General features: G+C 65.8%; 6 protein-coding genes. All 6 read right to left on the reverse strand.

The window, feature by feature from the left end; translation table 11 throughout:
* Positions 1 to 2 precede the first annotated feature (2 nt).
* Complete coding sequence (locus tag LOY42_RS23165; protein WP_102684138.1) at positions 3 to 1,499, reverse strand: TolC family protein; 1,497 nt, start codon at positions 1,497 to 1,499, stop codon at positions 3 to 5.
* Between the two features lie 63 nt (positions 1,500 to 1,562).
* On the reverse strand, positions 1,563 to 8,957 hold the full coding sequence (locus tag LOY42_RS23170; RefSeq protein ID WP_258599455.1) for an Ig-like domain-containing protein: 7,395 nt from the start codon (positions 8,955 to 8,957) through the stop codon (positions 1,563 to 1,565).
* Positions 8,958 to 9,095: 138 nt separating this feature from the next.
* Entirely contained in the window at positions 9,096 to 9,686 is a 591-nt protein-coding gene (locus LOY42_RS23175; protein WP_102684140.1) for a phage tail protein, read from the reverse strand.
* Between the two features lie 75 nt (positions 9,687 to 9,761).
* Positions 9,762 to 10,322 carry a GNAT family N-acetyltransferase gene (locus tag LOY42_RS23180; RefSeq protein WP_139668369.1) on the reverse strand — a complete coding sequence of 187 codons (561 nt, stop codon included), beginning with the start codon at positions 10,320 to 10,322 and terminating at the stop codon, positions 9,762 to 9,764.
* A 175-nt stretch (positions 10,323 to 10,497) separates the two neighbouring features.
* A complete protein-coding gene (locus LOY42_RS23185; RefSeq protein ID WP_258599458.1) occupies positions 10,498 to 11,475 on the reverse strand; it encodes a sulfotransferase family protein in 978 nt (325 codons plus the stop codon).
* Positions 11,463 to 12,263, reverse strand: a complete 801-nt coding sequence (locus LOY42_RS23190) for an aspartyl/asparaginyl beta-hydroxylase domain-containing protein (RefSeq protein WP_139668365.1) — start codon at positions 12,261 to 12,263, stop codon at positions 11,463 to 11,465. Before LOY42_RS23190 ends, LOY42_RS23185 begins: the two co-directional genes overlap by 13 nt.
* Positions 12,264 to 12,296 lie beyond the last annotated feature (33 nt).

Here is a 12,296-nt window from a genome sequence, read left to right on the forward strand (position 1 = left end):
ACTCAACTGCCCGGGGCGATATCGCCACGCTGCCAGCGTGCCTCGTTATTACCCAGGGCCTGGGCAATGTCGGCGAGTTCGCCGGACGGCAGGGTCTGTGGCAACGGGTCGAGCCCGGCGCTGGCGAACACCTGGCCATAGCTATTGCGCAGCTCGGCATAGGCCAGGTCGCGGCGCAGGTCGGCCTGCAGCGCATTCAGTTCCCCCTGGATCAGCTCCAGCTCGCCAATACCCTGCGCCTGGTGGCGATTGCGCAGTTGCTCGACGATCTGCTGGTCAAGGGCGACCAGTTGCTGACTGGTGGCGAACTGGCGGCGAGCTTCGTTGTAGTTGGCATTGGCCACGTAGAGCTGGGCCAGGATGGCCATCGACATCGCCTGGCGACGCGCCTCGACCACCTGCTCGCCAGCCTTGGCGACGTCGATGGACGCCGGCCCCGACAGCACGTTGAACAGGTTCCAGGTGACCTTGACGCCATAATCGGCCCAGTGCTGGTTGGTCAGGAAGCTGTTGCTGTCGTAGTGCCCGCCCGCCGAAAACTCCAACCCCGGCAACATGCGCAGCATCGACTTGCGCACCTCGGCGGCGCTGATGCGGGCCTGGTAGTCCTGCTCGCGCAATTCGGGGCGCGTGGCCAGGGCCTGCTGCTCCAGCGCTTCGAGGCCCACCTTGAGCTCCGGCACGCTGTAGTCGTCAGTGGCGGCGAGGGTCAGCTCGCTACCCGGCGGCAGGTTGATCAGCGCACCCAGTTCGGTCTTGGCCAGCGACAGCGCACGGCGCTGTTCCTCCAACTGGCGGGTGGCCTCGATCAATGAGCGCTGGTAGTTGAGCGCCTGGATCGGGTCGCCGATGCGCTGGTCCCCCATGCGCTGGCTGTTGTCCCGGGCCTGCTCGACCCGCACCATCAGCGCGTCGATCTGCTTGAGCAAGCGCTCGGCGGCGACCGCCCGCCAGTAGGCCGAGCGTACGTCCTGGATGATGGTCTGCACCACCTTGCGCCGGCGCTCCTGGACGATCAGGCGCTGATCGCCCTGTTGCTTGGCGCTGACATAGCTGACACCGAAGTCGAGCACGTTCCACACCATGGTCAGGTCGGCCACGTCGCGGTCGCGGTCCTGGGAGGTCGATGGCTCCAGGGATTGGGTATTGGTCAGCACGCTTTGGCTGCTTGATGCGCTGACGTTGCTGCGCCCGGCGTAACCGGCCGACAGGGCCATGCGCGGCAGCATGTCGAAGGTGGCCAGGTCGACCTGGCGTTGGGCCAGGGCTTCTTCCATGATCTTGAGGCGTGCCTCCAGGTTGTACTTGACCGCACGAGCCATGGCCTGGTGCAGGGTCAGCGGCCCATGCAAGGCCTCCTGGCCCTTGAACATGCTGGCAAGGTCCGCCCGCGCCCGCTGCTCGCTGACACTGCGGTCGATGGGTTGGGTCTTGACCGCGCACCCTGTTACCGCCAGTGCCAGTACGCTTACCGCAAAAATCCTCGATGTTCTGCTCATCCCTGTCCGCCCCCTTGGTACGGCACTGCTTTTCTTCTAATTGGATTGCTCGCGTGCGCCGGCTCAGGCCTGCGGCACGGGTACCTCGACCTGCCCCAACACCTGCGCCAGTTGCCTGGCCTGGCGTTGCTCCCCCTCCTGGAAGGCCTGCAACTGCTGCCCGAGGGTCGGCGCCCCGGTCAGGCCCTTGCCCGCCCCTGCCTCTGCCCCCTGGCGGAATGGCTTGCCACCGCTCAGTTCATACTGGCCACCGTCATCCGGCAGCGTCTTGTCGAAGATGTTGGCCAGGCTGCTGGCCCCGAACACGTTGGCGTCACCACCACCAAAGCCGAGGAAACCGGCCCCCGAACCATTGCCGATACCGCTGTCAGAGTGCTGGCCGGCGAACACCTGGGCCAGGTAGCTCGGCGCCAGCGCACCGTTCTGGATGAACAGATTGCCCAAGGTCGGCAGCCCGCCGCCCGTTGTCGGCACCTCGAACAGCGGCTGTGGCAGCAGCGGCGACTGGAACGGCGCCGTTACCGGCAACGGTGCGATCACCACCGGCGTGCCTGGGCTGGCCTGGCCCGGGCGCGCCGGTGGGTATGCGCGGAATTCCGGATCACCGTCGGTAGACTGCAATGTCACGCTTTGCCCGGCGAAGCCGCCGACCACGTCGTTGCCTGCGCCATCGCGAATGCCGGTGCCACTGGCCTTGACCCCAAGGGCCAGGCCACCACTACCCGCCACGCCTGCGACATTGACCTGCCAGGTATGGCCGTCGAGGCGTACCAGCGACTGCAGCGTGCCACTGGCGTTGCCACTGGCCAGCAGTTCGAAGTCGCCCAGGTCGACCCCGCTGACGTCTTCGCTGAAGGTAACGGTGAAGGACTGGCTGCCCGGCGTCGGCGACGGATTCGCCACGATCGAGACCACGCCGGGTGGCGTGCTGTCGACAATGACCCCGTGGCTGTCGCCAATATTGTTCAGCGCCGGTGTCAGTTGATTGCCGGCCGCATCGTGCAGGCTCGCGCCATTGGCCGACAGGCCAAGCACCTGGATGCCATCGGCATCGTTGTCGCCGGCCTGGATCTGGTACTGAAACACCAGCGTCGGCGTGCCTGAACCGGCCACAAAATCGGCGTAAACCGTGCGCCCGCCGACATCCAGGGCAAGCCGCGGCACGCCGTCGACCATCACCGCCTCGCTGGTGTTGATCACGAAGGTGAGCACATCGCCCGTGTTATAGGGGACGCCGACCGGCACGCCGACACTGCCCACCGTGGGGGCGTCGCGGTCGATGTTGTATGTGGCGCCGGTCAGGCCACCGACCAGTGCGTTACCGGCCACATCAGTGATACCCGTGGCACTGCCATTGAGGTTCAGGCCCAGGGTGCCGGTGCCGTGCACACCACTGACGGTGATGACATAGACGCCACCGCCCAGCGCTTGCAGGCCGCTGAGCGTGCCGCTGGCCGAGCCGGTGCCAACCAGGCTGAAATCGCTGAGATCGACGCCATTGACCTGCTCGTTGAAGGTCACGGTGAAGCGCACGCTCTGGGCGTTGCTCGGCGACGGGTCGAGGGTGACGATGCCGACCGCGCTCGGCGCCTGGGTGTCGACCAGCACCTGGTGGGTGTCAGCCACGCCATTGAGGGTCAGGTCCATGGCATTGCCCGCGGCGTCGACAAGGGTCGCACCATTGGCGACAAGGCCGGTCACGGTGATGCCGTCAGCGTCGTTGTCACCGGCCTGGACGATGTACTGGAACACCAGGGTCGAGGTGCCGGCGCCCGCCACCAGTTCGGCAAACACCGTGTGCCCACCGATGTCCAGAGCCAGGCGCGGCGCCCCGGTGACCTGGACCGCTTCGCTGGCGTTGACCACGAACACCAGCGCGTCGCCAGCATTGTAGGAAACCCCCGCTGGGCCACCGACGCTGGTCACGCTGGGAACGCGGGTATCGATGGCATAGTTGTTGGAATCGGTACTGCCCACGCCGGTGTTACCGGAAGACGCCGCGACCACGCCGCTGTTGTCCAGGGTGATCAGGTTGCTGGTGTCCTCGACCCCGTTGCCAGGTGTCAGGGTCGCGGTCCAGGTGATGCCGCCATCGCTGCTGCTCAACCCGCTCAAGGTGCCATTGGCCACTGTCAGGTCGGCCAGGGTGAAGCCGCTCACCGCCTCGCTGAAAGTGATGGTCACCAGGCTCGACTCGCCAACGCGCAGGGCCGTATCGGCAACCACGACGGTGGCGGTGGGGACGACGGTGTTGACCGTGTAGTTAGCCGATGAAGTCGTGCCGGTTCCGCTGTTGCCGGCCAGGTCGGTGTAGCCCGTGTTGTTCAGTACGATCAGGTTAGTAGCGTCCTGCACGCCGTTGCTCGGCGTGAAGACGGCGGTCCAGGTGATACCGCCGTCGACGCTGGACAGCGTGCCCAGGGTGCCATTGGGCAAGTTCAGGTCAGCGTTGGTGAAGCCCGATACCGCCTCGCTGAACGTGATGGTCACCAACGAGGTTTCACCGACGCGCAGATCGCTGTCGGCCATGACGATGGTGGCGGTTGGCCGCTGACTGTCGACGGCGTAGTTGTTCGAGTCGGTGGTGCCGGAACCGGCGTTGCCGGCGGTGTCCGTCACCCCGCTGTTGTCCAGGGTGATCACGTTGGAGGTGTCGGTGATGCCGGCGGTCGGCGTCAGGGTCGCGGTCCAGGTGATACCGCCATCGCTGCTGCTCAGCCCGCTCAGGGTGCCGTTGGCCACGGCCAGGTCGGCGGTGGTGAAACCGCTTACCGCCTCGCTGAAGGTGATGGTCACCAGCGACGTCTCGCCAATCGCGAGGCTGCTGTCGGCCACCACGATGGTTGCGGTCGGGCGTTGGGTGTCGATGGCGTAGTTGTTCGAATCGGTGGTGCCGGACCCGGCGTTACCGCTGCTGACCCCGACCACGCCACTGTTGTCCAGGGTGATCAGGTTGGTCGCATCCTGGATATTGTTCGTTGGCGTGAAGGTGGCGGTCCAGGTGATGCCGCCGTCGGCACTGGACACCGCGCTCAGGGTGCCATTGGCCACTGTCAGGTCGGCGTTGGTAAAGCCACTGACCGCTTCGCTGAAGGTAATGGTCACCAGCGAGGTCCCGCCGATGTTCAGCGCCGCGTTGTTCACCACTACCGTGGCCGTGGGTTGCAGGGTGCTGACGCCGTAGTTGTTGGAATTGGTGCTACCGCTGCCCGCGTTACCGGCCAGGTCGGCCACCCCGGTGTTGCTCAAGGTTATGACGTTGGTGGCGTCCTGCACGTTCACCGAAGGCGTGAAGGTCGCCGTCCAGGTGATGCCACCGTCACTGCTGGAAAGCCCGCTCAAGTTGCCGTTCGGCGCGGTCAGATCGGCCAGGGTGAAGCCGGTTACAGCCTCGCTGAAGGTAATGGTCACCGTGGTGGTCTCGCCGACGGTGAGATTGTTGTCGGCGACCACGATGGTGGCCGTCGGGCGCTGGGTGTCGACGGCGTAGTTGTTCGAGTCGGTCGTGCCGCTACCGGCGTTGCCGGCCAGATCGGCCACCCCGCTGTTGTCCAGGGTGATGAGGTTGGTGGTGTCGGTGATGTTGCTTGACGGGGTGAAGGTGGCCGTCCAGGTGATCCCGCCGTCGCTGCTGGACACCGCGCTCAAGTTGCCGTTGGCCACCGTCACGTCGGCATTGCTGAAACCGCTCACGGCCTCGCTGAAGGTGAACGTCACCAGCGACGTCTGGCCGATGACCAGGGTGGGGTTGGCCACCACGATGGTCGCGGTCGGGCGCACGGTGTCGATGGCGTAGTTGTTCGAGTTGGTGGTGCCGCTGCCGGCGTTGCCAGCGCCATCGCTCACCCCGGTGTTGTCCAGGTTGATGAGGTTGGTCGCGTCGGTGATAGCGTTGGTCGGGGTGAACGTCGCGGTCCAGGTGATCCCGCCATCGCTGCTGGACACCGCGCTCAGGGTGCCGTTGGCCACCGTCAGGTCGGCATTGGTGAAGCCGGTCACGGCCTCGCTGAAGGTGAACGTCACCAGCGACGTCTGGCCGATGGCCAGGGTGGGGCTGGCCACCACGATGGTCGCCGTCGGGCGCTGGGTGTCGATGGCGTAGTTGTTCGAGTTGGTGGTGCCGCTGCCGGCGTTGCCAGCGGCATCGCTCACCCCGGTGTTGTCCAGATTGATGAGGTTGGTCGCGTCGCTGATGGCGTTGGTCGGGGTGAACGTCGCGGTCCAGGTGATCCCGCCATCGCTGCTGGACACCGTGCTCAAGGTGCCGTTGGCCACCGTCAGGTCGGCATTGGTGAAGCCGGTCACGGCCTCGCTGAACGTGATGGTCACCTGGGACGTCTCACCGATGCTCAGGTTGCTGTCGGCCACCACGATGGTCGCCGTCGGGCGCTGTGTGTCGATGCTGTAGTTGGCCGAACTGGTGATGCCTGCGCCGGCGTTGCCGGCCAGGTCGGTAACACCGGCGTTGTTCAGGGTGATGACGTTGCTGGCGTTGGTGATGCTGTTGGTCGGGGTGAAGGTGGCGGTCCAGGTTTTGCCGCCATCGCTGCTGGCCACCGCGCTCAGGGTGCCGTTGGCCACCGTCAGGTCGGCATTGGAGAAACCGCTCACCACCTCGCTGAAGGTGATGGTCACCGTCGCGGTCTCGCCCACTTTCAGGGCCGTGTCGCTGAGGGTGATGGTGGCGGTGGGCGGAACCGTCTCATGAATGGCCACCGTGACCGAAGCCGCGCTGGAGGTGGCGCCATCGCCATCGTTGACGGTGACCGACAGGGTGCGGGTGGCCTGGCCGATGCTGTTGGCGGCATTGCTGTTGTCGTAGGTGAGGTTGCGCACCACCGCCTGGACTGCTGCGGCCGTGGCATTGCCGTTGAACGTCAGCACCAGGTTGGCGCCGCCCGTGCCGCCGGTATAGGTGCCGATGGCCACTCCGCCGTAGCTCACCGTGCTGCCGCTGACGCCGATCTGCCCGGCGCCATTGCCCTGGTGGCGGATGCCCAGCACATCTTCGCTGGCGACGCCGTTGGCGCTGACCGCCACGGTCAGGTTACCCCCGGCAAAGTCGGCCGAGTCGCTGTCGGTGACCGTGGCGTTGCTGCCGCTGTCGAGCAGCACGGCGCCACTGCCTTGGGTGAAGGTCTGGCTGTCGCCGTTGAGGTTGGCAATCACCGGCGCGGCATTGAGTGGCTGGACCACCACCGAAGCGGTGCGGGTAGTACTGCCCATGTCGTCATTGATACTGACGGTCACACTACGGGTGCCGCTGGTGTAGGCCCCTGCGGCGTTGCCATAGGTCACTGTGGCAAGTACCGCACGATACTGGGCCAGGGTGGCCACACCACTGAGCGACAGCACCGCGCTGCCCGAGCCGCTGATGGTGATGCCGTAACTGGCCGCCGTGGCGATCTGCCCGGCGCTGAGCGACAGGGTCTCGCTGCCGCCATCAAGCACGCCGCCCAAGGTCAGGGTAGCCCCACTGACCTGGGTATCGCCGTCGGATTGGCTGATGTTGATGTTCGGCACGATCACCACCGGGGAGCCGGCGAAATTGACGGTGCTGTCGTTACCACCGGTGCTGGTGTCCAGGTCGACCAGCGGCGGCGCCGAGTACAGCACCTCGTAGGCACCGATATCGACACCGCCGCCACGGGGCCGGTCGAAGCCGCGCAGGTCGGTGGCCGGCGCGCCCGCCTGGGTGCCCTGGTCGATGGCGTTGCTGGCAGTGCTGGCCAGGCGGTAATCGCCGCCGGCGGCATTGACGAAGTTGACCGGGGTGCCGATCAGGTTGGTGGTGCTGGTGTAGCCACCGCCACTGCCGCTGTTGGTGGCGGCATCAAGGGCAGCGCCGTTGACCGTGTTGCCACTGATGATGCTGTTGAGCACCGTCACCGTGCCGGCGCCGCCAGTGGCCCAACCCAGGCCGGCGGAGTTGATGGTGCCACTGCTGGTGTTGAGGTAGGTGTTGTTGGCGATGGTGCTGTTGACGATGCTGACCGAGCCACCGGTATTGCTCAGCACGATGACCGAGGCGCCCGCGACCGTGGCAGTGGCAGCGTAGGTCCCACTGTTGTTGTAGATCGCCACGTTTTCCAGGACGTGGTTGTTGGGGCCGCCCAGGCGTACCAGCGACGACATGCCGGTGGCGCCGATGATGCTCGCATTGTTGTCATGGATCGTGGTGTTGCGTACCACCACCGTGGAGCCTAGGGTGGTCGCCGAGTTGATCACGGTGCCGGCGTTGTCCTGGAAGTTGGAATCCTCGATGGTGATCGAACCGCCATTGGCGCGGATGGCCCCACCGGTGATGTTGCCGGAGAAATGCCGCATGTCCAGGTTGCGCACCGTCAGCACACCGCCGCCGTTGCTTTGCAGGCCCGAGGCCTCGCCAGCATCGCGGATGTTGTTGCTGTTGACGTCGCCACTGAGGATGATGTCGCCCTTGCCGTCGCCGTCGACATCACCGTTGATGGTGATGTTGCTGGTCACCGCCAGCGCCGTGGCCGACGACCAGCGAATGGTCCCGCCTTTCAGGTTCTGGTGGAACACGATGATGTCGTTGCCGCTGCCCGCGGCGGAGCCATCTACCGAAGTGTCGCTGTTCGCGGCCTGGATGGCTTCGGCCAGGGATACCTGGCCATCGTTGGCGATGAGTGACGCATTGCTGCTGGTGACGGTGATGGTCGCCAGCGAGGTATTGAATGCCGACAGGTCGCCGCGCTGCACCCCCACGCCAGTGGCCACCGCGCCGGAAATGGTCTCCAGTTCCCAGTCCTCGCCAGCGCGGTTGCCAGTCGAGTCGGCCGATGCGCCCACGTCGGCACCGCTGAGCCGCGCCACCTCGTTGACGAACATCTGGCCATCGCTGCCGGCGCCGGTGTTGCAAGCAAAGAAGCGGATATCGCCGCCCGGGGCCAGGCTGGCGCCGATGCGCGCCAGGTCGGTTCCATGGCTGGCCAGTTGGTTGGCCCAGATGGCATTGCCGGCCAGGTACACATAGCCGCTGTCGCCGTGGCTGATGATATCGACCGAAGTCACGTCGCTACGGCCATTGAGATAGTCGGCGATCTGCTTGAAGCCATCCTTGCCGTTGTCCAGCACCACCACCTCGACCCCGGCAGGCAGGCCGGCGATGAGTTTCTGGTAATCACTTACCGCAGAGTCGACGAATACCACTTCATGATTGCCCGGAGCCTGGGAGATCGGCGCGGTGGCCGGTGCCGCCTGATGGGCCGGTTCGTGGGCGGTGTTATCGCGGGTACTGGCCGCATCACTGGCGGCGCTGGTGTCCTTGCCTCCGGTGGCGGCTGCGGCGGCTTCGACCGCCTGAGCCCCCTGATCGGCGACCACGCCCACCGAGGCGTCGAACATCATGCGCGGTTCCAGGGCCTGGATAAGGCTGGGCCGGCTTGCGGAAACGTTGGGTGTGTGGGTGTCTTTACCGCGTTTCCAGAATGCCATGATGCCCTCGCTCAGCCCTGCGGCTGCTTATGCTTGCCGTCCCTGCAGATGAGGGCGGCCTGTCATTGTCTGGTAATCCTGAACGGACGACGGGGCGCCAATGCGCGCCCCGCAGCCCTGCCTGCCGAAATCCTGGCCTCAGTTACGGGATGGGAAGATCCCTTCGGTCGCGATGATGAAGTTGATGCCCAGGTAAGGGCTCTGGTTCGAGAACGGCTGGTTGCCTGCCGCGGTCACCCCTGTCGTGGCAGGGATGGTGAGGTTGAAGGGTTTGAGCGTGGTATTGCTGGCGGTGGAGGCGTAGATGTCGATCGACACCCCCGAACCGGACGAATCCTTTGGCTTGGCCAGCACGCCAGTGGTCGAGGGTGCAGGCAGGTCGGCGTCACCTTCTGCGGCAGGGATGGCGACCGATACGGTCTGCGCGGGGATGTTCACGGCCTGCGACGCCATGTTCAGCGATGTCAGCGTGGTAGTCGGCGTGCCGGCTGCCTCGCCCAGCACGACACTCGGCAAGCCTGGCCCCTGCCCCTGCTGGACAGGTGCGCGACCACGCAGGTCAGGCAGGGCGAATGTAGTCTGGCCATTGCCACCGTAGGTCGTACCCAGAATCGAGAACAACGCGGTGTTCTGGGCGATGCTTAGCAGCTGCCCTTGGCAAAACATCCAGCCCCGTGGCGCGAAGTTTCCCGCGAACAATGTGATCTGACCGATGAATGGCTCACTCATTTACTGCACTCCTTTGACAACGCGGCAAGGACGGGCCTCAAGGCCCGCAGGTAATCACGTTCGTGACAGGCACGCTCAGAACTGCCGATCGGCGTGGAAAATCGTCTGGAGCTCCGGCCCCCTTGGGTATCGGGGCTCACCGGTTGCATCAATCGCGGCAATGGACGCTGGCCGGCTCATCTTCAGCGACAGGCCGTTCTCGCCGACCACCTGGAACCCACAGCGCTGATAGAGCCGCAAGGCCGGGTTGTCGGCGGTCACATGCAGGCCGGCGCTGAGCCCCCGTTCATCGGCACGTGCCAGCCACTGGCCGAGCAGCCGGCTGCCGATGCCACGGCCGCGCCAGGCGGGCAGCAGGGCCATGTCGATGAATTGCACGTGGCTGTCGGTCCACTGCAGGCAGGCACGGCCGATGCGCTCGCCCGCCGCTTCGATGACAAAGAAGCCGGCGTCGGCGAACTGGGCCTGGTAGTAGTCGTGCTGGGCCTGGAACTGCTGGTCGAGGAAGGCATCGATAGCGGCCTGCGGCCACGGCAGCAGGGCCATTTCGGCGGCACGCGTGGTGCCATAGAGCTCGCGCAGGAACGCCCGGTCGGCGTCCACCATGGGACGGAGGTTCACCTCGGGGATGGACATCGGGTCTGGCTTCCCTGCGTAAGGTTACCCCATGGTGAGGGGCGCACATCCAAGTGAATTGTCCTACACGATCACCCGCAGCGTAGCCGAACAACAAGGCATATAGCCACTACTCTAGCGTGGTCTTTGCAACGATTTTCTCAAACACCCGTTCGAGGTATTTTGACGCCGGTTTCTAGGCATTTCGCAACCGTATGGATTCCAAAGCGTTGTAAGGCTGCAGGGCCCAACGGGCGATCGCCGCGCGCACCTCGTCGCTGGCTTCGTCACGCTTGCGCTGGCCATCGGCGCTGAAGTTCAGGGCCGGCTGCTTGGCGTCGAAGGCCGCGACCGCCTGCAAATCCGCTACTTCGCCTGGCAGGATGCCGAACAGTGGCCCCAGGCGCCCCCAGACAGCATCGGGCAACTCGCTGTAGTTCACCGCGATGGCGCCCTCGCGTTCGCACAACGCTAGGCCAGCCGCAAGGATTTCGCCAATCATCCGGCAGGTGTATTGCACCGCGCCCATGTCCTGGGCCAGCACACTGTCGAGCCCAGAGGCACCAAGCAGGCCCGGTACCCGGTGCATGCCCGGCTGGCGCAATTGGGAAACCACGATCTCCAGCGGGTCACGGTAGAGGAATACCCGTGGCACCTGGGGATACAGCGCCGTCAGCAGTGGCGCGTCGAAGATGCTCCAGGCGTCGAGCTTGATCAACAGGTGGCGCTCGTCGCCCCGACGACGCTGACCGTAGGCCGAGCACAGCGCCCGCAATGCATCGGCCTGCCAGGCGGCGGCGGACGGGTCCTGGCGCGCGGCACGCAACAGGTTGTCCAACGGCGGCGGCTCCGACAGCACGATGTTGCGGGCCTGACTGGCGAGCAATTGGGCGATCAGCGTCGAGCCACAGCGCGAGGCATGGAACACCAGCACCGAGGGCGCCAGGCCCGGGCTGTGCAGTTGCCAGTCGAGCAAAGCCTGGACATCGGTGTCGCGGCGCATGGCCTGGTTGAAGGGCAAGCGCAGTGCCTGGTCGACGTCGTCGCGGAAAAACGGCCGGGCCAGGCGCCTCTCGCCGAACCAGCACCAGTCCACCCGCCATCCGGCGTCGCCTCGCCAGAGGCGGATGGGCAACCAGCCGTGAAAATCCATCGGGGTATTCACACTCGCCATTGATCGCTCCATGCCTGCTTGCCCCGGCGCATGGCGCCCAGGACCTCTGCCTCGGAAAACGCCAGCCCTAGCTCGGCACCAAGGCGCACCGCCTCGGCCACGAAGGCCTGGGGATCCTCCAACGCCTGTAGTTGCGCGGCCAATGCCGGCGCCTCACTCACCTGCTGGCGAAACCGTTCGAATGCCTGCCCAGCCCTCCCGGGCTGCAGTGCCGGCGTCTGCGCCAGGCCTTCGTCGATCAGCGCCAGTAGCCAAGGGGCGACCGCGCAGTCGAGTACCAGGTGGATGCGCTCACCGGGCCCGGGGTTGTTGACCCGGTGGGGGCGCGACAAGTCGATGAACCAGCACTCGCCCGGGCGCATCGGCACTTGCAGGCCATCCACAAGAAACTCCACGCCCGGAGGGCTCAGCAGCGGTATGTGCAAGCGCAGGCAGCCGCCTGGGCGCCCGAGGTCGGGGTCACGGTGCTCGTGTATCCGCGCCCCCGCGCCCAGGCGAAGCAGGCGGGCGGCGCGCAGCGATGCCTGGAAGGGTGCGAGTGCTTGCTGCCAGGCCGGCTCGCCCTGCCACCAGGCCAGGCTATTCGGCGCGCCTGTGCCTGGGGCCAGAGGCAACGGCGCGTCCTCGGCGGCGACCAGCGCCACACCGCTCCAGTCACCCTCGTGGTAGCCCCGGTTGAAGTGCGCCTGCCAGGCGTGAGTGTCCAGCCGGGTCAGGGCCTGCAGCAACGCGGGCAGGTTGGTGGGCAAGGTAAGGCGGGAACACAGTGGCAGAGCGGTCTCGGTCATGCGGGCTCCTTGCGTTGGCATTGTCTTGAACGG

The organism is Pseudomonas sp. B21-023 (assembly GCF_024749165.1).
Classification (GTDB): domain Bacteria; phylum Pseudomonadota; class Gammaproteobacteria; order Pseudomonadales; family Pseudomonadaceae; genus Aquipseudomonas.

What these genes read in the sequence shown, in the direction of transcription:
- LOY42_RS23165 (WP_102684138.1), bottom strand. Translation starts at nt 1,499, where the DNA reads ATGAGCAGAACATCGAGGATTTTTGCGGTAAGCGTACTGGCACTGGCG.
- LOY42_RS23170 (WP_258599455.1), bottom strand. Translation starts at nt 8,957, where the DNA reads ATGGCATTCTGGAAACGCGGTAAAGACACCCACACACCCAACGTTTCC.
- LOY42_RS23175 (WP_102684140.1), bottom strand. Translation starts at nt 9,686, where the DNA reads ATGAGTGAGCCATTCATCGGTCAGATCACATTGTTCGCGGGAAACTTC.
- LOY42_RS23180 (WP_139668369.1), bottom strand. Translation starts at nt 10,322, where the DNA reads ATGTCCATCCCCGAGGTGAACCTCCGTCCCATGGTGGACGCCGACCGG.
- LOY42_RS23185 (WP_258599458.1), bottom strand. Translation starts at nt 11,475, where the DNA reads ATGGCGAGTGTGAATACCCCGATGGATTTTCACGGCTGGTTGCCCATC.
- LOY42_RS23190 (WP_139668365.1), bottom strand. Translation starts at nt 12,263, where the DNA reads ATGACCGAGACCGCTCTGCCACTGTGTTCCCGCCTTACCTTGCCCACC.